The 23,578-nt window shown below is 72.0% G+C and carries 15 protein-coding genes; all 15 read left to right on the plus strand.

Going from position 1 to position 23,578, the window contains the following annotated elements; all coding sequences use genetic code 11:
• Window position 1: 1 nt before the first annotated feature.
• Window positions 2-1,009 carry an ABC transporter substrate-binding protein gene (locus AMA02S_RS35485; RefSeq protein WP_067467935.1) on the plus strand — a complete coding sequence of 336 codons (1,008 nt, stop codon included), beginning with the start codon at window positions 2-4 and terminating at the stop codon, window positions 1,007-1,009.
• The gene (locus AMA02S_RS35490) at window positions 1,006-2,025 is read left to right on the plus strand and encodes a FecCD family ABC transporter permease (RefSeq protein WP_067467937.1); all 1,020 of its coding nucleotides are present in this window, start codon (window positions 1,006-1,008) and stop codon (window positions 2,023-2,025) included. Before AMA02S_RS35485 ends, AMA02S_RS35490 begins: the two co-directional genes overlap by 4 nt.
• The gene (locus tag AMA02S_RS35495; RefSeq protein ID WP_245667975.1) at window positions 2,022-3,056 is read left to right on the plus strand and encodes a FecCD family ABC transporter permease; all 1,035 of its coding nucleotides are present in this window, start codon (window positions 2,022-2,024) and stop codon (window positions 3,054-3,056) included. The genes AMA02S_RS35490 and AMA02S_RS35495 overlap by 4 nt, the downstream gene beginning before the upstream one ends.
• Window positions 3,053-3,847: an ABC transporter ATP-binding protein gene (locus AMA02S_RS35500; RefSeq protein ID WP_067467939.1), complete on the plus strand. Its 795-nt coding sequence runs from the start codon at window positions 3,053-3,055 to the stop codon at window positions 3,845-3,847. The genes AMA02S_RS35495 and AMA02S_RS35500 overlap by 4 nt, the downstream gene beginning before the upstream one ends.
• Window positions 3,844-13,671, plus strand: a complete 9,828-nt coding sequence (locus tag AMA02S_RS35505) for a non-ribosomal peptide synthetase (RefSeq protein ID WP_067467945.1) — start codon at window positions 3,844-3,846, stop codon at window positions 13,669-13,671. The genes AMA02S_RS35500 and AMA02S_RS35505 overlap by 4 nt, the downstream gene beginning before the upstream one ends.
• Window positions 13,668-15,080 carry an MDR family MFS transporter gene (locus tag AMA02S_RS35510; RefSeq protein WP_067467947.1) on the plus strand — a complete coding sequence of 471 codons (1,413 nt, stop codon included), beginning with the start codon at window positions 13,668-13,670 and terminating at the stop codon, window positions 15,078-15,080. Before AMA02S_RS35505 ends, AMA02S_RS35510 begins: the two co-directional genes overlap by 4 nt.
• Window positions 15,073-16,122 (plus strand): 3-deoxy-7-phosphoheptulonate synthase, encoded by a 1,050-nt coding sequence (locus AMA02S_RS35515; RefSeq protein WP_067467952.1) that lies wholly within the window; start codon window positions 15,073-15,075, stop codon window positions 16,120-16,122. Before AMA02S_RS35510 ends, AMA02S_RS35515 begins: the two co-directional genes overlap by 8 nt.
• A gap of 193 nt (window positions 16,123-16,315) precedes the next feature.
• Window positions 16,316-16,468, plus strand: coding sequence for a hypothetical protein (locus tag AMA02S_RS42500; protein WP_157431051.1), 153 nt, complete (start codon window positions 16,316-16,318; stop codon window positions 16,466-16,468).
• Window positions 16,469-16,515: 47 nt separating this feature from the next.
• On the plus strand, window positions 16,516-17,808 hold the full coding sequence (locus AMA02S_RS35520) for a coiled-coil domain-containing protein (RefSeq protein ID WP_067467955.1): 1,293 nt from the start codon (window positions 16,516-16,518) through the stop codon (window positions 17,806-17,808).
• Window positions 17,809-18,153: 345 nt separating this feature from the next.
• The gene (locus AMA02S_RS35525; protein ID WP_157431052.1) at window positions 18,154-19,635 is read left to right on the plus strand and encodes a pyridoxal phosphate-dependent decarboxylase family protein; all 1,482 of its coding nucleotides are present in this window, start codon (window positions 18,154-18,156) and stop codon (window positions 19,633-19,635) included.
• Window positions 19,632-21,188: a phenylacetate--CoA ligase family protein gene (locus tag AMA02S_RS35530; RefSeq protein WP_067467963.1), complete on the plus strand. Its 1,557-nt coding sequence runs from the start codon at window positions 19,632-19,634 to the stop codon at window positions 21,186-21,188. Before AMA02S_RS35525 ends, AMA02S_RS35530 begins: the two co-directional genes overlap by 4 nt.
• A gap of 50 nt (window positions 21,189-21,238) precedes the next feature.
• Entirely contained in the window at window positions 21,239-21,670 is a 432-nt protein-coding gene (locus tag AMA02S_RS35535; RefSeq protein WP_157431053.1) for a DUF8788 domain-containing protein, read from the plus strand.
• Window positions 21,671-21,698: 28 nt separating this feature from the next.
• Window positions 21,699-22,496: a DUF8788 domain-containing protein gene (locus AMA02S_RS35540; protein ID WP_067467969.1), complete on the plus strand. Its 798-nt coding sequence runs from the start codon at window positions 21,699-21,701 to the stop codon at window positions 22,494-22,496.
• A gap of 65 nt (window positions 22,497-22,561) precedes the next feature.
• Entirely contained in the window at window positions 22,562-23,032 is a 471-nt protein-coding gene (locus tag AMA02S_RS35545; RefSeq protein ID WP_067467971.1) for a DUF8788 domain-containing protein, read from the plus strand.
• Window positions 23,029-23,577, plus strand: coding sequence for a DUF8788 domain-containing protein (locus tag AMA02S_RS35550; protein WP_067467972.1), 549 nt, complete (start codon window positions 23,029-23,031; stop codon window positions 23,575-23,577). The genes AMA02S_RS35545 and AMA02S_RS35550 overlap by 4 nt, the downstream gene beginning before the upstream one ends.
• Window position 23,578: the final 1 nt, after the last annotated feature.

Below are 23,578 nucleotides of genomic sequence, written 5' to 3' on the forward strand. Positions count from 1 at the left end.
CATGCCTGTCTCCACCCGGGGCCTCTCCACCCGGTTCCGTATCGCGGGCGCTCTGGCGCTCGCGGCCGTGCTGGCCGCCGGTTGCGGCTCGAGTGACGCCGACACCGGCGGCGACGCCGGACCCACCAGGAAGTTCGTCGCGGACAACGGCACCATCACCATCCCGGCCAATCCGAAGCGGGTGGTGGCCACCGGTTACGCGGTGCCCGCGCTGCTCGACTCGGGCGCTCCGCTGGTAGGCATCGCCACCTGGCAACGCGGCCTGCCGATGATGGGCGCCGCGGAACGCAAGCACTACGACGATATCCCCAAGATCGCCGGTGAGTCCGCCGCGGAGACCAACTACAACGCGATCGCGAAGGCGGACCCTGATCTGATCGTCATCGGGGTGCCGAAGCCGGCGCTCGCCGACATCAACATGAAGCGCCTGGAGTCCATCGCACCGGTGGTGACGCTCGGCCCGTCGGTGCCCAAGGCATGGCGGGAACTGTCCCGCAGGCAGGCTGACGCGGCGGGCGCGCTCAAGGGCTTTGACGCCTCCCGGACCGCGTACGAGCTGAAGGCCAAGCAACTGGTCGAGAAGTACAAGTCCGTACTGCCCAAGCTGAAGCTCGGGCACGTCGGTGCCTACGGCGAGGTCGCCAAGGGCACCTTCCAGCGCGAGTTCCAGGGTTCGTGGGGCACCAACGTGGCGCAGGACATGGGCGCCAACTACTACGGCACGGTCAAGGTCGAGGGCAAGGGCTCCAGGTCCGTCAGCGAGTATCCGTCGATCGAGGAGCTGCCCGACGCTTTCGCGGAGGCCGACGCGATCACCTATTCGGTCAAGGCGGACGGCTCGGTGCCGCCCCCGGTGCAGTCCGTCCTGGACTCGCCGCTGTGGAAGAACCTGCCCGCTGTCAAGGCGGGCAAGGTCTTCCCGCTGCGATACACCGAAGCCGCGACTTACCGGGAGGCGGAGATGACGCTCGACGCGGCTGACAAGGCCTTCGCTCCCCTGCTCAAATGACGGCCACGGCGACTGCGGTCGACCGCACCGGTTCGAAGTGGGGTGCGCGGCCGCTTCTGCTGCTCGCCGGGCTCGTTGCGCTGGCCACGGTCATGGTGGTCAGCGTGGGAGTGGGCGCGCACTTCATCGGGCCGGTCGCGGCACTGCACGCGTTGTTCGGGAGCGGCGAAGCGAACGACGTTGCCGTGGTCCGCGACATCCGGCTGCCGAGGGGGGTGCTGGCCATCGAGGTCGGTGCTGCGCTCGCCGTGTCCGGGGTGCTGGTGCAGGTGCTGTCGCGTAACCCGCTCGCCGAACCGGGAGTGCTGGGCGTCACCTCCGGCGCCGGGTTCGCGATCAGCGTCGGGTCCGCCCTCGGGCTCACCGTGAACGCGCTCGGCGAACTGCTGGCGGCCGTGGTCGGCGCGGTGGCGGCGGCCATGCTGGTCACCGCGGTGGGCCGGCGTTCCCCGCTGCGCATGCTGCTGGCCGGAATGGCTCTCAGCTCCGTGCTGACCGGCCTCACGCTGGGCATGCGGCTGATCTCGCCGACGGTGTTCGACAAGTACCGGTTCTGGTCGATCGGTTCGCTGGCCGGCCGGGAACAGGCACCGAACACGGTGCCGCTGCTGGTGATCGCGGTCGCGGTGGTCGCGGCGTTACTGCTGAGCCGCCAGTTGGCGGCCGTCGCACTGGGCGAGGCGGTGGCGCACACCCTCGGCGTGAACGTGACGCGGGTGCGGCTGGTCACATTGGTGCTGATCACCGCCTTGGCGGGGGCGGCGACCGCGATCGCCGGTCCCATCCTGTTCGTCGGCCTGATCGTGCCGCACCTGGTGCGCCGGGCCGCGGGCGGCTCGGTGCCGTGGCTGATCGGGTTCGCCGCCGTCCTCGGTCCGGTCCTGCTGCTGGCCGCCGACACCTCCGCCCGGGTGCTGCTGACCAATGGTGAGGTGCCGGTGGCCATCGTCACGGCCTTCCTTGGCGGACCCGCCCTGATCTGGGCGGTACGGCGGTATGGGGTGGCACAACTGTGAGTGCGACCGGAACCGCCCTCGTGCTGCGCCGGGGCCGCTTCTCTGTCCTGGTGGAACGCCGGACGCTGGTGTTCACGGTCGTGATGCTGGTGCTGATGCTCGCGATCGGGTTCACCGCGCTGTGCTACGGCGCCGGCTGGACCAGCCCCGCGCGGGTGTTCGCCGCGCTGAGCGGGCAGCGCGGCGGCCCGAACGTGATGATCCGGGAGTGGCAGCTGCCGAGGGTGCTCGCCGCCGTGGTGTTCGGCGCGGCGCTCGGCACCGCGGGCGCCGTCTTCCAGAACGTCACCCGTAACCCGCTGGGCAGCCCGGACGTGATCGGCCTTGACGCGGGCGCCTACACAGGCGCGCTGGTCGCCATCACCGTCCTGTCCGGCACGCCGGCCCAGCTGACCGCCGGCTCCGTGCTGGGCGGCCTCACCGCCGCGGCCCTGGTCTACCTGCTCGCGATGCGCGGCGGGGTTTCCGGGCTGCGGCTGATCGTGATCGGCATCGCGGTCAACGCCATGCTCACCGCGATCAACTCGTGGATCGTGCTGCGTGCCGAACTTGAGGTGGCGATCGCCGCCGTCGGCTGGAGCGCGGGCTCGCTCAACGGGCTCGGCTGGGAGCACGTGCGCATCCCGTTCTGCGTCATCGGGGTGCTGCTCGCCGTGCTGGTGACCCGGGCGCCGGCGCTGCACCAGGTGGCGCTGGGCACCGAGGTCGCGGTCGGAACGGGAGTGCGGACGGAGTCGCTACAGGTGCAGCTGGTACTGATCGGGGTCGGTTGCACGGCCACCGTGACCGCCGCCGCCGGGCCGATCGTGTTCGTCGCTCTGGCCGCACCGCAGATCGGGCGGCGCCTTGCCCGTACCTCCGGCATCGGTCTGCTGCCGGCGGCGCTGACCGGCGCGGTGCTGCTGCAATCGGCCGACCTGCTCGCCCAGCTGCTGCTCTCGCCGGTATCACTGCCGGTCGGCGTCGTCACCACCGCCATTGGCGGTTGTTATCTGATCTGGCTGCTCAGCAAGGAGGTGCGGAGCGGATGACCAGCCGCCTCACAGCACGGGACCTGGCCCTCAGCTACGGCGACCGGGTGGTGTCCACCCGGCTCTCGGTCGACGTCCCGGACGGCGCACTCACCGCGGTCGTCGGCCCGAACGCGTGCGGCAAGTCGACCATGCTGCGCGCGCTCGTGCGGCTGCTGCGGCCCGTTGAGGGCACGGTGACCTTCGACGGCACCGACATCAGCACCATCCCGGCCAAGCGGTTCGCCCGGTCGGTGGCGTTCCTGCCGCAGGAGCCCTCGGCGCCCGACGACATCCGGGTGCGCCAGCTCGTCGCGCGGGGCCGGTTCCCGCACCAGTCGCTGTTCAGCGGGTGGTCCGAGGCGGACCAGGAAGCGGTGACCGAGGCGATGACCGCGGCCGAGATCACCGACCTCGCCGAGCGCCTCGTGCAGGAGCTGTCCGGTGGGCAGCGGCAGCGCGTCTGGGTGGCCATGGCGCTCGCCCAGCGGACCCCGTATCTGCTGCTGGACGAACCGACCTCGTTCCTGGACATCACGCACCAGTACCAGTTGCTGGCCTTGCTGGGCCGGCTGCGCGACGAGGGCCGCACGGTGATCGCGGTCCTGCACGACGTCAACCAGGCGTGCCGGTTCGCCGACCACGTGATCGCCATGAAGAGCGGCGCGGTGGTCGCCGAGGGCGCACCCGCCGACATCGTGGACGCCGCGCTGATCAAAGAGGTGTTCGACCTGCCGTGCCTGGTCGTACCGGACCCGGTGACCGGCACGCCGATGGTCGTTCCCACCGTGGTTCGAGGGAGCAACGCATGACCGACCTGCCCCTGACCGGCGCGCAGCTGGGCATCTGGCACGCTCAGCGGCTGGAACCGGACTCGCCGTACTACGTGGTCGGTGACGTGGTGGAGATCACCGGCCGCGGGCCCGTCCACGTGGGTGCGCTGACCAAGGCGATCTGGGCGACCACCGAGGAGGCGGAGAGCCTGCGGCTGCGGGTGCGCGACACCCCGGACGGGCCGCGCCAGACGGTGTCCACCGATGCGGTGCCCGCGCCACGGGTGATGGACCTGCGCGCCGAGGCGGACCCGCCGGCCGCGGCGCGGGCGCGCATCGACGAGCTGCGCTGGCAGGCGGCCGACGAGTGCCGGGGGATGGTGGACCGGCGGTTGTCCAGCCACACCGTGCTCCGCTTGTCCGATACGGAGGTCTGGTACACCCAGCTCGGCCACCACCTGGTGATCGACGGCTACACCGCGGCCATGCTGAACCGCCGTATCGCCGCGCACTACACGGCCCTGGTACGCGGTGAACCGGTGCCGCCGTGCCCGTTCGCCGCGTTCGCCGACCTGGTCGCCGCGGACGCCGACTACCAGGTGAGCGACCAGCTCACCAAGGACCGGGCGTACTGGACGGACCGGTTCACTCCGCTGCCAGATCTCGGCGACACCGGCCATGCCTCGGGCCCACCAGAGCGGACCGTGGCAGCCAGCACGGTGCTGCCCGCGGAGCGGCTGGCCGAGTTGAAGACATACGCCGAGCGGATCGGGTCGACCTGGGGTGAAGTACTGATCGCGGGTTACACCGCGTTCCTGCACCGGGTGCTCGGCCGCGACGACATGGTGCTCGCGATGCCGTTGATGTGCAGGTTCGGCCGGGCACTGCGCACTCCGGCCATGACAGTGAACGTGCTGCCGCTGCGGGTGCGGGTGCATAAGACCGACACGCTCCCGGAGCTGACCGCGCGGGTGGCCGAGGCGTTGCGGGAAATGCGGGTGCACCAGCGTTACCGGGGCGAGAACCTGCCGCGGGACCTCGCGGTGCCGGGCGCCGGGGCGTTGCTGCATGGCCGGGGCATCAACCTGAAGGCGTTCGACCTCACACTGGACTTTGCCGGAAGCTCCGGCGACATGCGCAACATCGCCGGTGGCCCGCCGGAGGACCTGGGGCTGAGCGTGCTCCCGACCGCGGGCGGAGGGCTCTCCCTGGGGTTCGAGGTGGACGCCCGGACCCACGACCAGGCGGGGGTCGACGCGCGACTCACCGGGTTGCTGACGCTGCTCGACACGCTGACCGGGCCGGACGAGCCGACCATCGGCACCGCGGACCTGGTGCCCGCCGACGTGAGGGCGGCGCTGCTCGGCAGCTGGACGACCCCGGCGGTGCCCGGGCGGCCGACTCCGGTCCCGGACCTGCTCGACGCCCTGCCCAGGGAACAGACGGTGCTGGTGCACGGGGAGCGGCGGGTCACCGCGGGGGAACTCGCCGACCGGGTGCATCGGCTGGCGTGGCGCCTGCGCGCGCGGGGCGTCGGCGCGAACGACGTGGTAGCGCTGGAGTTGCCGCGTTCGGTGGAGTTCGTGGTGGCGCTGCTCGCCGTGCTCGACGCCGGAGCGGTGTTCCTTCCGCTGGACGTGGTCCAGCCGGCGCGGCGGACCCGCGAGCTGGTGGCCGAGTCCGGCGCCGCGCTCGTCCTGACCCCCGACGACCTCGCCGAGGACCGCCCCGGATCCACTCCGGATTCCGTCCCGGATCGACGGCCGGGCGACGGCGGATACCTGATCTTCACGTCCGGGTCGACCGGGCGGCCCAAAGGGGTGCTGGTCCCCGCGCACGCGCTCGCCGAACTGGTCCACCGGCAGCGGGCGACCACGATCGCCGAAGCCGAGCGCGGGGCCGGCCGACGGCTGCGTGTCGCGCACACGTACTCATTCGCCTTCGACTCCGCGCTCGACCAGCTCACATGGCTGCTGTGCGGGCACGAACTACACCTTTACGACAGCGACACCGCACGTGACGCCGACTCCCTGCTGGCCGTGTTCGCGCGGGACCGCATCGACGTCGTGGACACCACGCCGTCCATGGCCGCTCCGCTGGTGGACCGCGGCCTGCTCGACGGCGCCCGGCGCCCGGTCCTGCTGGTCCTCGGCGGCGAGGCCACCCCGCCCGCGCTGTGGCAGCGGGTGCGCGACTCGGGGGTGCCCGCCGTCAACATGTACGGCCCCACCGAGGCCGCGGTGGACGCTGCGAGCGCACCGGTCACGGGACCGGCGCCGATGATCGGGACCGCGGTGCCCGGCACCCGTGCCTACGTGCTGGACGAGGCGTTGCGCCCGGTGCCGCCGGGCGCGGTCGGCGAACTCTACCTGGCTGGACCGCACCTGGCGTTCGGCTACCTCGGCCAGACCGGCCTCACCGCGGAGCAGTTCGTCGCGGACCCGTTCGGCGCCCCCGGCGACCGCATGTACCGCACCGGAGACCTGGTCCGCTGGCAGCGTGAGCTGGAATACCTCGGCAGGCGCGACGACCAGGTGAAGGTGCGCGGCCACCGGATCGAGCTGGGCGAGGTGGAGGCCGCGCTCGGCACGGTTCCCGGTGCCCGCGCGGCCGCGGCGGCGGTCCGCGGCACCCGGTTGGTCGGTTACGTGGTCGGCGAGGTCGACGGCGACGCTGCGAGGTCGTGGCTCGCCGAACGATTGCCCGAGCACCTGGTGCCGTCGGCGGTGGCGGTGCTGGCGTCGCTGCCGGTCACCCCGAACGGCAAGCTGGACCGCAGGGCGTTGCCCGAGCCTTCCCGCACCGGCAGCGGCCGGTCACCGACCACGAAGCCCGAGAGAGTGCTGTGCGCGGTGATCGGCGAGGTGCTGGACGTGCCCGGGGTCGGCGTGGACGACGATTTCTTCGTCCTCGGCGGCGACAGCATCACCGCGATCGGGGTGAGCGGCAAGCTGCGCGAACACGGCTTCGACCTGCGCCCGCGCGACCTACTGGCCCGCCGCGACTTCGCGTCCCTCGCGGCGATGGTCCGGCCGCTGCGCGCCGACCACGGGAGCGACGAGCCCGACGAGCCGCTCGGCGACGTCCCGGCACCGCCGATCGTGCGGGTGTTGCTGGACGGTAACCCGGACCGCGCGGCCATCGCCGGGTACGCGCAGTGGACCGTGGTCGAGCTGGACCAGGACGTGCCGCTGGACCGGCTTCGCGCGGCCGTGCAGACCCTGCTCGACCACCATGACGCGCTTCGCCTGCGCATCGACCCCCTGACCGTGCCGCCGCCCGGCTCGGTCACCGCGGTCGTCACCGAGACCGCCTCGGCCGACGAACCGGCGGACGTCGTCGCGCGCCGGCTGGCAGGCGAGCTCGACCCGGTCGCGGGCGACCTGGTCCGGGTGGCCGCGCTGCGCGGCCGATTGCTGGTCGTGGTACACCACCTGGCGATCGACGGCGTTTCGTGGCGGGTGCTGCTGCCCGACCTTCGCGCGGCGTGCGCGGGTGCGCCGCCGACCCGGGTCACCACCTCGTGGCGAGCCCACGCTCTACGGTTGGCCGAACAGGGCACGGCGGGCACCCGGCGTGGCGAACTGCCACACTGGCGGACCGCGTTGCGCCAAGCCCACCTCGGCGAGCGCGGGCTGGACCAGCGCCTCGACACCGTGGCCACGGCCATCGAGACCACCGACGTGGCCTCGGCCGATACAACCGCCGCCCTGCTCACCGCCCTGCCCGCCGCGTACCGCGCAGGAGTGGACGACGTCCTGCTGGCCGTACTCGTGCTCGCGCTGCGGTTGTGGCGCGAGCACGGCGTGGACACCGAGACGGTCACGGTGGAACGGCACGGGCGCGAGGGCGAGCACGACGTCGCCCGCACGATCGGCTGGTTCACCGCGGAGCACCCGGTGCGGGTGCCCGCCGACGCCGTCCACGCTGACGCGGATCTGACCGACGCGCTGGCCGGTGGACCGGCCGCCGGACGGCTGCTGCGCGCGGCGATGACCGCCGGCGGCGCCGTGCCCGGCGACGGTCTCGGCTACGGCGTCCTGCGCTACCTCGACCCCGAGGTCCGGGGGGTGGAACTGACCGGTCCGCCGCCGGACGTGCTGCTCAACTACCTGGGCCGGTTCGCGCCGGTACCTGGCTGGCGCCCGGTCGGCGAGAACCCGTTCTCGGTGTGCGAATCCGAGGCCAAAGCACTGGAGCAGGTGCTCGCGGTGAACTGCTTCGTGCGCGAGGCCGACCGCCCGCTGCTCGCGGTGGAGTGGACGGCGGCGGGCCGGGTGCTGCCCGCGACCGCGGTCGAGGCGCTGGTCGAGGCGTGGCGCACCGCGCTGGCCGCCTTCACCGAGCATGCCGCACGGGTCGAGCGAGACGGCCCCGCGGCCGAGGTGCTGCCCGCCACCGCGTTGCAGGCCGGGCTCGCGTTCCACAGTGCGGTCCGCGACGACACCGACACCGACGCCGACGTCTACGTGGTCCAGGCGGTCAGCCACCTGCGCGGCACGCTCGATCCGGATCGGATGCGGGCGGCCGCCACACAGCTGCTGCGCACCCATCCCGCGTTGCGGGCGTATCTGGAGACCACCGGGTCCAGCGCGGTCGTCCAGGTGATACCCGCGCAGGTGGCGCTGGACTTCCAGGCCGTGACGGCGCGGCCGGAGGAGTTCGCCGAGCACTGCCGGGCCGAGCACCGGCACCCGTTCGACCCGGGAACGCCGCCGCTGATCCGGTTCCTGCTGTGCACACTCGGCCCGGACGAGCACCGGCTGGTGATCACCCTCCATCACGCGCTGCTCGACGGCTGGTCGATGCCGCTGGTCGGCCGCACCCTCCTCGCCATCTACCACGAGCTGAGCGGCGGCCCTGCCGCCCCGGTGGCGCCGCCGCTGGCCGACTACCACCGGGTGCTGGCCACCCGCGACCACGAGGCGGGTCTCGCGGCCTGGCGGGACGCGCTGGCCGGGCTGGAATCCGGCACCCACCTCGCCCCGGCCGCCGCGAAGTCCGCTGTGACGCGACCGGAGCGGATCGCGGTCCCGCTCGGCGCCGAGTTCACCGCCCGGCTGCTCGCGTTCGCCCGCGACCGCGGGGTCACCCCGGCCGCGGTGTTCAACACCGTGTGGGGGCTGCTGCTCGGCAGGCTGACCGGTCGGCAGGACGTGGTGTTCGGCTGCCCGGTGTCCGGCCGCCCGGCCGACGTGCCCGAGGTGGCGCGGATGGTCGGCCAGCTCGGCAACACGGTCGTGGTGCGGGTGCGGGCCGCGCCGGGCGAGACCGCCGCCGCCGTGCTGGACCGGGTGCACACGGAATCCACCGCACTGACCGAACACCACCACGTCGGGCTTCCCGACGTACAGCGCGCCACCGGGCTCGGTGACCTGTTCGACACCATGCTGGTGATGGAGAACTTCCCGCTCTCCAGCCGCCACCGCGAGACCATCGCACCGGGCATCGAGCAGACCGGTGTGGACATCACCGACGCGACGCACTACCCGCTGACCGTGATCGTGCTGCCCGGTGAGGAGTTCACCATCGGGCTCGGCTACCAGCGGCACGCGTTCGACGAGGCGACAGTGCACCGGTACGGCCGCTGGCTGCGGGCGCTCCTGCACGAGCTGGTCGCCGATCCGGACCGCCCGGCGGCGGCACTGCCGGTGCTCGACGCCGACGAACGCGCCGAGGTGCTGCGGTTCGGGGCCGGCCCGGAACCGCGCAGGCCTGCGGGCGGCGCGCTTGAGGAGTTCGACACGTGGGTGCGCCGCACCCCGGACGCCGAAGCCGTGGTGTGCCGGGACCGCTCGCTCAGCTACGCCGAACTGGACCGCGCCGCCAACCGGCTGGCCAACGCGCTGCTGGCCGCCGGAGTGCGGCCGCAGGACACCGTCGCGGTACTGCTGGACCGCGACGTTGAGCTGGTCGTCGCGCTGTTCGGCGTCCTCAAGGCCGGGGCCGTGTACGTGCCGATGGACCCGGAGTACCCTGCGGACCGGCTGGCCTACATGATCGCCGACATCGGGCCGGCCGCTGCGGTGTCCGCGTCGGGCGTCGAGGGGCTGCCGACCATCGATCCGGCCGACCTCACCGGTCCGTCCACGTGGGACGCGGACCCGGTCGCCGCGCGCCGCGCTGTCACCGACGACTCGCTCGCCTACGTGATCTACACCTCCGGCACCACCGGCAGGCCCAAAGGCGTCGCGGTGCCGCACAGCGGCGTGCCCAGCCTGGTGGCGTTGCAGGAGGACGTGGTCGGCATCGGCGCCGGCGAGCGCTACCTGCACTTCGCCTCAACCAGTTTCGACGTGGCGTTCTGGCAGTTCATGCTCCCGTTGCTGTCCGGCGGAACCTCGGTGATCGCGCCCGCGGAGGTACGGGTGCCCGGCGGCGAACTGCTCGACTACGTGCGCCGCCATCGGGTGACCGGGCTGAACCTGCTGCCGTCGTTCCTGGCCGCCATGCCCGACGACGCGACCGTCAGCGCGGACGTGTTCTTCGTCGTCGGCGCGGAACGCCTGGATCCGGCATTGGCCGCCCGCTGGGGTGCCCGCCGCACACTGTTCAACGCGTACGGCCCCACCGAGGTCACCATCAACTCGGTCACCTGGCGCTACGCGCCGGACGACCCCGGGCCGCTGCCGATCGGGCTACCCGATCCGATGGTGCGCGCCTACGTGCTGGACAGCGGCCTGCAACCGGTCGGGGTCGGCGTGACCGGTGAGTTGTACCTCGCGGGACCGAAGCTGGCGCGCGGTTACGTCGGCCGCCCCGGGATCACCGCCGAGCGGTTCGTCGCCGACCCGTTCGGCCCCCCGGGGGAACGCATGTACCGCACCGGCGACCTGGTGCGCTGGCGGCCCGATGGGAACCTGGTATTTCTCGGCCGCGTGGACCACCAGGTGAAGCTGCGCGGGTTCCGCATCGAGCTGCCCGAGATCGAGACGGTGCTCGGGCAGCACCCGTCGGTGCGGGCCTGCGCGGTCGTGGTGCGCGCGGACCGGCTGGTCGCCTACGTGATACCGGTGGACGGCGCCGAACCCGACCCGGTGGCGTTGCGTACGCACCTGGCCGCGACACTGCCCGATCACATGGTACCGGCTGCCTACGTACCGCTGGATCGGCTGCCGCTCGGCCCGAGCGGCAAGCTGAACGCCGCGGCGCTGCCCGACCCCGTGTCGCGCCCCAGCGCACCGGCCAGGGAACCGGCGACCGGGACCGAGGCCGCGGTGCTGCGGGTGTTGCGCACCGTCCTCGGCACCGATGACCTTGGCCCGGACGACGGGTTCCTGGAACACGGCGGGGACAGCATCGCGTCCCTCCGGGTGGTGTCGATGATCCGGCACGCCGGCCTCACCGTCACCGCACGCGACGTGTTCGAGGGTGCGACGGCCGCCGGGATCGCCGCCCGAGTAGACCGCGCGGACACCGCGGAAGAGCCCCCCGCGCCGGCGGTCGGCGACGCGCCGCTGACCCCGGTCATGCGGGACCTGCTGCGCAGGGCCGGGGCCACCGCCACCCAGTTCTGCCAGTGGGTGCAGGTGTCGGTGCCGCCGGGCGGCGACGCGGCCCGCTGGCAAACCGCGCTGGACGCGGTGCTGGCCCGCCACGACGTACTGCGGGCGTACCTGGCCGACGATGTACTGCGCATCCCCGAGCCTGGCACGGTCACCGGCGCCGACGTTCTGACCGTGGTGCGCACCGACGATCCAGCGGCGGCGGTCGGCGACCGGCTGGCCACCGTGCGGGCGGCGATCGATCCGTACACCAGGCCCCTGCTGCGCGCGGTCGTGTTCGATGCGGGCCCGGACCGGCCGGCCAGGTTGCTGCTGGTGGCGCACCACCTCGTGGTGGACGCGGTGTCGTGGCGGATCCTGCTCGACGATCTGCGCCAGGCGTACGAGACCGGGCGGCCGCTGGTCCCGCACGGACAGTCGTTTCTCGGCTGGGCGCACGCGTTGCGGGCCGCCGACCATACCGACGAACTGCCGCACTGGCGGCGGGTCGCACAGGCACCTGTCACGCCGCTGTCGGTGGTTCCTGCCGACCCTGGGCGCGACACCATCGCCACGGCCCGCCATCACACACTGGCCATGGACCCGGCCGCCAGCCACGCGCTGGTGACCACGCTGCCCGCCGCCTACCGCACGACGGCGGACACCGTGCTGCTCACCGCGCTGGCCCGCGCAGTGGCCGCCTGGCGCGGCGGCGAGCGGGACCTGCTGGTGGCGCTGGAAGGTCACGGCCGCCCGGTGGAGGCCGACCTCGCGCAGACGGTCGGCTGGTTCACCGCGGTCTATCCGGCCCGGATCACCGCGGCCGGGGAGGCGCCGGCCGACGCGCTGCGCCGGGTCCGCGACCATCTGCGGGCCGCGGGCGACGGTCTTGGTGTGCCCGACGGTCTGGTCCGCCGCCCCGAGGTCAGGTGGAACTACCTCGGCCGGTTCGGCCCTTCCGCCGACGGGCCGTGGCAGAGCCCGCCGCACGCGGGGCCACTGGGGTCGGCGACCGGCGGTGCCGACGGCATGCCGCTGCCGTACCGGTTGATGGTCAGTGCGATGGTCGACGACCGCGTTCGGATCCGGTTCACCTGGCCCGCCGCGGTTTTCACCGACACCGAGATCGCCGAACTGGGCGACCACCTGTGTGCGGAGTTGGACTCTGCGGTCCGGGACCTGCCCGAGGCCCGGGAGATCGTGCCCCTGACCCCGTTGCAGGAGCTGATCCTGGCCCCGGCCCGCGGCGCGGCCGATCCGTACCCGATGCGGGTGGCGTTCACCGTGGCCGGACCGTTGGACGTGCCCGCGCTGCGGGCCGCCGCAGGCGCGCTGCTGCGCAGGCACCCCAACCTGGGCGCGGTGTTCCCCGCCGAGCACGACTTCCAGGTCATTCCGGCCGACCCGCGCCCGGACTTCCGCGCCGAGTTCACCGCGGACAGGTTCGATCTGTCAACGGGCCCGCTGTGGCGGCTCACGGTGGTGCCCGAGGGACCGGAACGGCACCAAGTGGTGCTGACCATCCACCGCCTGCTCTGTGACGCCTGGTCCGCGCCGCGTGTCGTCACCGAGTTGTTCGCGCTGTACGCCGGCAGGCCACTGCCCGAGCCAGTGCCGTTCACCCGTTACTCGCAATGGCTCGCTACCCGCGACCACGGGCGCGACCTGCGGGCATGGCGGGCCGAACTGGCCGCCCTGCCAGCCGGCGGGCACTTCCGGGTTACCGGGGTGGACCCGGCCGAGCCGGTGCTGTTCGACCTCGACGCCGCCGCCGTGGCCCGGCTGACCGAGACCGCCGCCCGCAACGGCGTCACCGCGGACACCGCTCTGCAGGGCGCATGGGCCGCCGTGCTGGCCAACCGGTCCGGGCGCGAGGACGTCCGGTTCGGCGTCATGGTGTCCGGGCGCGGCGCCGACCTGCCCGGGGTCGAGGAGATCATCGGTCTGCTGGCCAACACGGTCCCGGTGCGCGTCCAGCTGACCGGCACGGTCGCCGCCATGCTCGCCGATTTGCAGGCCCGCCGGCAGGCCATGCTGGAGCACCAGCACATCGGACTCACCGAACTGGCGGAACTCACCGGGATCGCCCCGGTGGTGGACAGCCTGGTGGTGTTCGAGAGCTACCCGCTGGACCCCGAATGGCTGCGCGAACCCGCGCCCGGACTCACCATCACGGACGTCGCGGTGCGCGAGCACACCCACCACCCGGTGACCGTCACCGTAGTGCCCCGCGGGGACGGCGGGTGGTCCGGTGTGCTCGGCCACCAGCGCGGCGTGCTGACCCGCACGCAGGCACAGGAGGTCGCCGACCGGCTCGTGGCGGTGCTGCGCACCCTGCCTGACCGGTTCGACGACGACGCCAAGGAACTTCTCCGATGAGCGAGATCGACGCGAAGCTGTGGCGGATCGCGTTCGTGCTGGTGCTCGGCACCGTGATGGCCACCCTGGACAGCACGATCGTGTCGGTCGCGGTCGCCGCGTTCGCCGACCGGTTCAGCGCGTCGGTCGCCGACGTCCAATGGGTGACCACCGCCTACCTGCTGGCCGTGGTCACCGCGGTGCCCGCGTCCGGCTGGCTGGCCGACCGGTTCAGCGGACGCCGCACCTGGCTCGTCGCGGTCGCCGCTTTCCTGGTGGCGTCACTGCTGTGCGGGCTGGCATGGTCGCTGCCCAGCCTGGTCGTCTTCCGCGTCCTGCAAGGGCTCGCGGGCGGCTTGTTGCCGCCGACCGGGCAGGCGCTGCTGGCCGGCATCGCCGGCCGCGAGCGGATCGGCCGGGTGATCGCGGTGGTCGGGGTGCTGCCGTTGCTGTCCCCCGTGCTCGGACCGCTGGTCGGCGGCGCGGTGCTGCACGCGGCGGGGTGGCGCTGGATGTTCCTGATCAACGTCCCGATCGGGGTGATCACGCTCGCGCTCGCGACCCGGCTGGTGCCCGCCGTGCCGCCGACGGCGACCGGTGCCCGGTTCGACTGGCGAGGCGCCGCGCTGCTGTCCCCCGGCCTTGCCGTGCTGGTGTTCGGATTGACCAGGGTCGCGCACGAAAGCCCGGCGTGGCAGGTGGTCGCGGCGCTGGTGGCCGGCGTGGCGATGCTCGCCGGATTCACCCTGCACGGCGTCCGGACCAAGGGCACCCCCCTGGTGGACCCACTCCTGTTCACCCGGCCACCGTTCGGCGTCGCGGCACTGGCGCTGCTGGCGTTGGGCGCTTCGGTGTTCGGCACAATGTTCCTGCTTCCGCTGTATCTACAGGGACCCGGCGAACTGTCGGCCTGGCAGACCGGAGTACTGCTCGCCCCGCAGGGGGTCGGGGCGGCCGCCGGGACCGTGCTGGTGATGCGGGTCGTGGACACGACGGCTCCGCGCACACTGGTCCTCGGCGGCATGGCGCTGGTCGCGGCCGGCACGGTCGCGTTCACCCAGCTCGGGCACGGGGTACCGGACGAGGTGGTCGCCGGTTCCCTCTTCCTGCGCGGGGTGGGCGCGGCCATGATCAGCACCCCGATCATGACGATCGTCTACCGCCGGGTGAGCCAGCCGCGGCTGCCGCGGGCGGCGGTCGCGCTGAACCTGCTCAGCACGCTCGGCGGCTCGATCGGTACGGCAGTGCTCGCCGTCGTCCTGCAAGCGAGGATCACGGCCCGCGCGGACCAGGCGGCGGCGTTCGGCGACGCCTTCTGCTGGGTGCTGGCTCTCATCGCTCTCGCCGCCGTCGCCGCGTCCACATTGCCACGCCAGGCGAGCGCCGGTGACGCTGATCACGAACAGAAGAGGGACACCACGGATGCTTGACCACGACTCGTTCCCCACGCCTGCCGACGTCACCGCCGACACACCGCTCGACCCGGCGCTGCGGACGGCGGTGTCCGCGCACCGCGAGACCATCGCCGGCGTGCTCGACCGGCGCGACCCGCGCCTCCTGGTGATCGTCGGGCCGTGTTCGGTGCATGACCCGGTGGCCGCACTGGACTACGCGCACCGGCTCGCCGACGCCGCCACACGCTTTGCCGACGATCTCGTCGTGGTCCTGCGCGCGTATCTGGAGAAACCGCGTACCGTCGCGGGCTGGGCGGGGCTGCTGCGCGATCCCACGCTGGACGGCGCGGGCGACATCGCCGGCGGCATCCGGGCAGGACGCGCCTTCCTGGTCGACGCCGCCCGCACGGGCCTGCCGATCGCCTACGAGTTCGTCGACCCGTTTCTCGCGCCGCATGTCGCGGACACGGTCAGCTGGGCCGCGATCGGCGCGCGCACGGTGACCAGCCCGCCGCACCGCCAGCTCGCATCGTGGCTGCCGATGCCGGTGGGGATGAAGAACACCCTGGGCGGCCGGATCGACCTGGCGATCGACGCCATCCGCGCCGCCGGGCTGCCGCACGTGTTCCCGGGCATCGGCACGGACGGCCGGGTCACCGCGCTGCGCAGCGACGGAAACCTGGCCGTGCACCTGGTGCTGCGCGGTGGCACGGTGCCCAACCATGACACCGCGTCGGTCGCCGCGGCGGTCAACGCGCTCGCCGAGGCGGGGCTGCACAGCCGGGTCGTGGTGGACTGCTCGCACGGTAACAGCGGCAAAGACCACAACCGCCAGCCGGTGGTGCTCGCCGATCTCGCCGACCGGATCGGGCGCGGCGACCAGGCGCTCGCCGGGGTGATGCTGGAGTCCTACCTCGCCGACGGCAGGCAGGGCCCGGACACGCGACCGCTGCGACCCGACCTGAGCATCACCGACGCGTGCCTTGGCTGGGCCCGGACCGCGCCGCTCCTGGAACAGCTGGCCGTCGCCGCGCGCCGGCGAAACGCCGTGGTGTCAAAGGAGCGGATCAGCAGATGAGCCGGGAGGCCTGACCAGGAGATCGCCGGCGCCCGTCCTCGCGATCACGCTGCAACTCCCCGCGGAGGTGACCGGGGTCCTCCATGAGATCGACCTTGACCTCGTTCCCGCGCCCCAGCCGTAGAAGCGGCCGGGGCGGAGGCCGACGCCGCAGCCCCGGGCACGGTTCTCCCGCGCACGGGATGTGATACCCATGTCACGCCGGGCTTCCTCGTGGCAGGAGGAGGCCTACGCCCTGGAGCTGGCCGGCGAGCTGAAACGTGCCGCCGAACTCCACAGCCGCAACAACCAGCCGCTTCAGGCGGCACGCCTCTACCAGCGGGCCGCCGAAGAGTCCGATTATTGACTCTGATGTGATAAGTAGAAATTGGATCGTTTTACTAGGATGTTCCCGTGAACGAAGATCAAGACGGCGGGGGTGGGCGGCCCACCACGGACATCGAGACCGACGACATCACGACGGCGCCCCTCGAACCGGCGGGCGGTGGCCCGGCCGGTGAAGGTCGTCCATCACCCGGGATGACCTCGGCGGTGAGCGCGCGGCGCGCCGCCGCGAACCGCGAGAGCATTGGCCGAGACATGGCCGGGGCGGCGCCGGTACGCGCCCTGGCCGAGGACGTCGACCGGCTCGCGGAGCTGGTGTCGCGGCTCGCCGCGACCGCCACCGCCCTGGACGGACGGCTGGACGGCGAGGTCCGCGGCGTCCTCGACAGCGCCGAGGAGGCCCTGGCCGAGGCGAGGGCCGCACGCAGCGCGACCGCCGCGGCCGAGGAGCGCATGCGCGAGGCCGAGGCCCGCGCGGACGCGGCGCGCCAGGAGGCCGCCGCCGCTCAGGAGGAGCTCCGCAAGGGCCTGGCCGCGGCCAAGACGAGCGTCGCGGCGGCACAGGCCAGCGAGGCCAACGCGTGGAAGGAGGCCGGTGCGGCCCAGCAGGTCCGCGCCACCGCCGCCAACGAGTCCGCCCACGCCGACGGGCTCCGCAAACGCGCCGAGGCCGCCTGGAGCACCGAGCACCAGGCACGGACCGAGGCCGAGCGGGAACGCGACGAACTCGCGGCCCGGCTCGCCGCCGAGCAGGCCGCGCTGGCCACCGCGCACACCGAGCTGAAGAGCGATCGCGCCGAGGCCCAGGACGCCCGGCTCCGGCTGGAGGCCGCCGCCGAGACCGAGCGGCGGCTGCGCACCGAGCTGACCACCGCCCAGGCCGAGGCGGCCCGGCTGGTCATCGAGCGTGACGCCGCCACCGCGCGCGCCGTCGAGCAGATCACGCGCGCCGACCGCGCCGAGCAGCTCGCCGACGACGCCGCGGCCCGCGCCGAGGAGGCCTCGGCACGGGCCGACCGCGCCGAGCAGCGCGCGGATACCACCGGTGCCCGCGCCGACCGCGACTCCGCCGCGGTGCACGCCCTCCAGGACACGCTGCGCGCGGCGCTGGACCTGCCGTCCGTCGAGGACATCGGTGACGGCCGCGGGGTGCCGGTCGGCGACTCCGGCGCGGTCACCGCGCAGCCCGGCGGCCTGATCGGGATCGAGCAGGTGCCCGATGTCCTGGACGGGGAGACGGCAGCGCGGTTCGCCCGCGCGATCCTGGCCGTCCGCGTCCATCAAGTCACGCGGCGTCCGCAAGAGGACACCGGACCGGACACCGAGGCGGACGCCGTGGACGAGGCCGACTCCGAAGAGTGAGACGGGGGGCCGGCGGACCACGGTGGAGCGCGCTGGAGCGGCGTGCCGGCGGACCACTCGGACTCCCGTGCCGACCTGCGGAAGGACGGCCGGACAGGAGCCGCCGCCCCGTGCGGCCCTGCCTGACGTCGCATTCTTTCTTTCGTCACGATAGGGATAAAGCGGACATTGATAATGGGGTGCGGGAAGGCCCGGCGCCGCGCCGCATGTCCTGACGGCTAGGAGTTGCTTCCTTGTTCCACGCGTTGGATTCTGCCTAAGCTCACTGGCGTCAGGGGCTTTTCCTTCGCTTGTCGTGGGATTCGGGGAGTCTGTGCTGTGACGAAACCTCCCGGGGAATACCCGGTGACTCTGCGTAATGAATCACTGACCGCCGCGTTCGATCCGCGGCTCTTCCGGGAGAATTCTCAGGCGGCCGTCGCCCATCTGGAGTCCCATTTGTCGGACCTCTCCGTCCGCGGACTCGAACTCACCGACCCGGTGGTCTTATCGGAGGCCGCCCGGGCGCTCATGACGACGGAACAGGAAAGCGTCGCCCCCTTCGATGAGAAGAAGCTGGCGGCCATCTTGGAGCTCTATGTGAAGACCGGGATCCAGGTTCATTCCCCGGGATATATGGGGCGGCAGTTCTCCGGCACGGTCCCGCTGGCCGGCGTCATCGACTTCGTGAGCTCGGTGGTCAACCAGCCGTCGTCGTTCTACGAGGCGGGACAGTTGCCCAACGTCGCCGAGCGGATCATGGCCGACGAGCTCAACCGCTTCATCGGGTGGGAGGCCGGCCGCTTCGCGATGGTGACGACGTCGGGAGGTTCGCTGGCGAACCTGACGGCGCTGCTCGCCGCGCGCAACAGGGCCTTCCCCGGAATCTGGTCGCGGGGCGAGACGGGCGGCGCGCGACCCGCCATCGCGGTGAGCGAGGACGTGCACTACAGCGTGTCCCGCGCGGCGGGCGTCCTCGGCGTCGGAGAGGCCCAGATCGTCCGGCTGCCGGTGAACCGGAGCCGGCAGATCCGCGCGGACCGGGTGCGCGGCGCGCTCGCCGCGGCCAGGGACCGGAACCTGAAGGTGTTCTGCCTCGTGGCGTCGGCCGGCACCACGGAGATCGGCGCGTTCGACCCGATCGACGAGCTCGCGGACGTCGCGGCCGAGGACGGCACCTGGCTCCACGTCGACGGCGCGCATGGTGCCAGCCTGCTGGTGTCGGACCGGCTCCGCCGGAAATTGAGAGGCGTCGAGAAGGCCGATTCCCTGACCTGGGACGCCCACAAGATGATGTTCGTCCCCGCTCCCTGCACCCTGCTTTTCTACCGCCAGGCGCACGCGGCGCTCGGCGCTTTCCGGCAGCGCGCCAGCTACGTGTTCGACGAGGAACCGGACGCCTACCACGGTTTCGATGGCGGCGACAAGAACTTCGAATGTACGAAACGTCCGATGATTATGCCGCTGTGGACACTGTGGGCAATGTACGGGCGAGCGTTGTTCGCCGAGAAGATCGAATACCTGTGCCGCCTGACACAGGAGGCACATCGCATTATTTCGGACGATCCCGACTTCGAGACACTGCATTTCCCGGAGGCGAACATACTGTGCTTCCGGTACCGCCCGGACGGCGTCGGAGACGACCACGTCCACCGCCTTCAATTGCAGATAAGGAACCAGGTCCGTGTCGGCGGCCGGTTCTTCATATCCAAAGTCAACATCGAGGGCGTCGCCGCCTTGCGCGTCGTCCTGATGAACCACCAGATCAATGGCGAACACTTCCGGATGCTCGTCGACGAGATCAAGCGCGTCGGCGCGCACCTGCTCACGAAGAGGAGTGGACGATGAACGCGACGGGTGTCATGCAGATCGAGCGGCCGGGCGGGGACGCCGTGGAGCTCGCGGCGCGGCTGATCCCCGACGAGGAGTTGCAGCCGTGGTCGGTGGACGCCGTGCCCTCCCTCCCCTCGTTCGCGAGCAAGATGCGGCAGTGCGAGCAGATCTGCGGGACGCCGTACAGCGAGACGCCGCACGAGATCCAGGACGCCCTGGTCCTGCGGCGCCTCCAGCAGATGGTGAACACGATGTTGCTCAACCCGCTGTGGAAGGAGCGGCTGGACGCCTCGGAGGTCGGCGGCCCGCCCGCCACGTACGAGGATTGGGAACGGATCCCGCTGTCGGACAAGACCGTCCAGCGCGACATGTTCATGGGCCCGCGCGCGGGGATGGTGGTGCCGATCAGCCGCGGCGGGTTCGAGGTGGTGGCGAGCGGCGGCACCAGCGACGGTCTGCCCTTGGAGATCGTCTACTCGCTGCGGGAGCTGCACGACACCTACCGGATCGCCGGTCACTTCATGGGCACCTACCAGCTGCGCGAGCATCTCCGGGGAAGCGATCCCAAGTGGCTGTTCACCAGCCTCGCCGACTACCAGATGTGGAGCAGCGGGACGATGGTCGGCGGCGTCCTGCAGCAGGTGCCGGGCGTCAACTACATCGGCGCCGGGCCCGTCACGGGGCCGGTGTTCGAGCACATGTTCTCCTACCAGGGGCCGAAGGCGCTGATGGGGATCTCGGCCGGCGTCGCGATCCTCAGCGATCTCGGCGCCGGGCTGAGCAGGGAGGCCAGGGAGAGCTTCCGGGTGGCCCTGTACGGGAGCGGGGTACTGCCGCATCGCAAGCGGGCCGAGCTGCGGGCGCTGTACCCGAACGTCGCGATCCTCAGCTACTTCGCCGCGACCCAGGCCGAGACGATCGGGCTCCAGCTCAAGGACGATTCGCCCGTCCTGTCGGCGGTGCCCGGCCTGCACTACATCGAGATCGTCGACGAGAACGGCCGCGCGGTCGCTGAGGGCGAGGAGGGCGAGCTGGTCGTCACACGGCTGCACGCGCACGAGGCGCCGCTGCTGCGGCTGAAGCTCGGCGACCGGATGATCCGCCGGCCGAGCCTGACCGGGCCGGGGCTGAAGACCCACCGGTTCGAGTTCGCGGGGCGTACCGGTGACGTCCTGCACCTGAACGACAGCCAGTACTCCGCGGCGCTGGCCTACAACGCCCTGCGCGACGACCTGCGCAAGGCCTGCGGCGTGGACCTCGACGAGGCCGCCCACGAGATCCAGTTCGTGAACCATCGCGAGTACAAGACGATCACGCTGTTCGCGGCGGTCGACGACGCCGAGGGCCTGACGCACGCGGCGGCCGCCACCCTCGGCCCCGCCGGTGTCCAGCGGGTGTTCGCCGGGGCGCTGGCCCGGTCGCTGTCGCTGTTCAACGACCGGGAGGCCACCCAGGCGTCGGTGGAGAAGTCGGGGTACGGCTTCCGGCTCGTCTTCGTCCACCGGTCGTCGCCGGAGATCGAGCGGACGGCCGTCGGCAAGGTTCCCCTGGTGCGCGACCGGGGGTGAGGGAACGGCCGCCGGACCGGGCGGTCATCGGCAACCACGACAGGAGCGGAATGAAACCGCAGGTCAACATCGTCGTCCTGGTGGACGTCGTCGGAGCACTGTCGGAGCGGACGTTGAACGACGGGAACCTGTCCCTGGTGGACGACGGGCAGTTCGACAGCTCCGGCCAGGGGACGCCCCGGCTGTGCACCGTCGTCTCGCCCGGGCAGATCGTCCAGTGGACGGCCGTGGCGGTGGACGTGCAGACACCGGTCGAGATCCGGAGCATCACCTTCCTCGGGTCCGGCGAGGCCGCATGGGAACCGGACGCCGGGGAGGCGCCGGCCCACGAGGGAACGACCCCCGACCTCAAGGTGTGGTCCGGGTTCGTCCCGCCCTACCTGGTGCCTGGGGCGCCCTATAGGTACCGGTTGGAACTGCAGATGCACACGGGGCCGAACAGCGTGCTGCACGTCGACTCGCCCGCGCTGATGTGCGCGTGACAACACCTCCGACCCGGAAGGCGGACCGATGGCCCAACAACAAGCGATCATCGTGCTGGTCGACATCGCCAACGCGCTGCGCGAGCGGACGCTGCGCGGCAACGTCTACCTCTTCGACAACATGCTCTTCCTCGGCTCCACCGGCGAGGGGACCGAGGACCTGGTGACCGCCATCCCGGGCTCCTACTGGAGCGACGGGTCGCAGGGCACCGAGCAGGTGCTGAACTGGCTGCCGTCCAGCCTCGGGTCGATCCCGCCGACCGTCCCCCGCGGCTACCACACCGACCGGTCGCAAGCGATCGACCGGCAGGCGCTGGAGGACCTGACGGTGCTGGCCGGCCAGGGCGGGCCGGCCAGCACCGAGACCGCGGCCGGGCTGGAGGCCATTCGCAACCGGATCGGGACACAGGCTCGCCGCGCGCGCGGCGAGCGCGCCCAGGTGGGCGGCAAGCTCCTCGACGTGACCGGCCACGCCATCACCAGCGCCGACGCCGCCGCCGTGAACCACCCCGTACCGATCATCACCGACATCACCGGCGAGGCGGTGGACGAGAAGATCATGTACCCGGCGCAGTACGGCTCACCGGACATGGTGTCCGACGGCTGGTACTGGTCGGCGACCGTGGACACCGCCCGTCCGGGCACGTACGCCTACACCATGCACGTCCAGCTCCACGAGCTGGTGAACCGCAACGGCGAGCAGGTCTGGGAGCCGGTGGACTTCACCTGTGACTCGGCTATCCGGGTCACCACCGAGCCCAAGTACAACGCGTTCACCGGCGCGGGGCTGGGAGCGCTGCCCATCCCCGCCGCCCCGCCGTCCTGACACGTCCCGACACGTCCCGCCCGGCGCCACGTCCCGTAGCCGCAGTACTGGAAACGGAGGAATCCATGCCCCCCAAGGCCAAACCGGTGGAGCCCGCCGCCACCCGGCCCGTCTCGATCACCGCAGTCGTCGACCCGGTCGCCGCCCTCGCCGCCGGAAGCATGCAGGGCAGCCTGTACCTGTACGACACCAACAAGGCCGCAGGATCCAGCGGCTTCGGCACCGCCGAACTACGCACCCGCGTGCGGGCGGGCGACCGCCTGCTGTGGAACGTCGTCGTGCTGGAGTGCGAGACCTACGCCGCCATCGACGGCATCGAGATCGACGAGCGGGTCTGCGAACCTGAGCGGAAGGTGTACCCGGGCACCGACATCGTCTACTGGACGGGCACGGTGAAGCGAGCCGTGACCGAGCCGGTCCCCTACCGGCTTCGGTTCCGGCTGGGCACGGTGGCCGAGCCGTTCACCACCCCCGAGTCGGCTCTCGCGGGATACGGCGCGCCCGCGCGGGCCGCCGCGGCGAAGGAGCGCGGATGACCAGCTCGCAGCGTGTCGTGGAGCCCGAGCAGCGGGGCCAGCTCAACTCGGTGCAGCTCAACATCGTGACGCTCGTGAACATGGAGCGGGCGGCGGCGACGGGCTCGCTGGAGGACGCCCTGTTCATGATGGACAACAGCGTCGGCGGCGTTGGGCAGGGTACCGACCATCTGGAGACGGTCTGCAAGCAGGGGCAGGTCCTCAACTGGATCATCCGCCCCGTCGAGATGGAGAAGCGGCCGGACGGCACGTGGCCCCCCATGCCCAAGATCAACAACTTGGTGTTCCTCGACACCGAGCGGGGGGACGAGGAGGACGTCGCGGAGCGGCGGATCATGACGGAGCTGAAGATCTACGGGGCGCCCGACCGGATGCGCTCCCCGTACACCCCCGTCTACTACTACTGGGCCGGCGCGATCCTGAGCACGGCCCGGCCGGGGCTCTACCGGTACAGGTTCGTCCTTGAGCTGGAGCAGGAGCACACCCGGGAGAAGCTCTACCTGAACACGGTCCGCAATCCCGCCGTCCGCATCCTGGAAGTCTGAC

The organism is Actinomadura macra NBRC 14102, from assembly GCF_001552215.1.
Classification (GTDB): Bacteria; Actinomycetota; Actinomycetes; order Streptosporangiales; family Streptosporangiaceae; genus Spirillospora; species Spirillospora macra.

Excerpts from the sequence above, each read along its gene's own strand:
- AMA02S_RS35485 (WP_067467935.1), top strand. The coding sequence starts at position 2 with ATGCCTGTCTCCACCCGGGGCCTCTCCACCCGGTTCCGTATCGCGGGC.
- AMA02S_RS35490 (WP_067467937.1), top strand. The coding sequence starts at position 1,006 with ATGACGGCCACGGCGACTGCGGTCGACCGCACCGGTTCGAAGTGGGGT.
- AMA02S_RS35500 (WP_067467939.1), top strand. The coding sequence starts at position 3,053 with ATGACCAGCCGCCTCACAGCACGGGACCTGGCCCTCAGCTACGGCGAC.
- AMA02S_RS35505 (WP_067467945.1), top strand. The coding sequence starts at position 3,844 with ATGACCGACCTGCCCCTGACCGGCGCGCAGCTGGGCATCTGGCACGCT.
- AMA02S_RS35510 (WP_067467947.1), top strand. The coding sequence starts at position 13,668 with ATGAGCGAGATCGACGCGAAGCTGTGGCGGATCGCGTTCGTGCTGGTG.
- AMA02S_RS35515 (WP_067467952.1), top strand. The coding sequence starts at position 15,073 with ATGCTTGACCACGACTCGTTCCCCACGCCTGCCGACGTCACCGCCGAC.
- AMA02S_RS42500 (WP_157431051.1), top strand. The coding sequence starts at position 16,316 with ATGTCACGCCGGGCTTCCTCGTGGCAGGAGGAGGCCTACGCCCTGGAG.
- AMA02S_RS35530 (WP_067467963.1), top strand. The coding sequence starts at position 19,632 with ATGAACGCGACGGGTGTCATGCAGATCGAGCGGCCGGGCGGGGACGCC.
- AMA02S_RS35535 (WP_157431053.1), top strand. The coding sequence starts at position 21,239 with ATGAAACCGCAGGTCAACATCGTCGTCCTGGTGGACGTCGTCGGAGCA.
- AMA02S_RS35540 (WP_067467969.1), top strand. The coding sequence starts at position 21,699 with ATGGCCCAACAACAAGCGATCATCGTGCTGGTCGACATCGCCAACGCG.
- AMA02S_RS35545 (WP_067467971.1), top strand. The coding sequence starts at position 22,562 with ATGCCCCCCAAGGCCAAACCGGTGGAGCCCGCCGCCACCCGGCCCGTC.
- AMA02S_RS35550 (WP_067467972.1), top strand. The coding sequence starts at position 23,029 with ATGACCAGCTCGCAGCGTGTCGTGGAGCCCGAGCAGCGGGGCCAGCTC.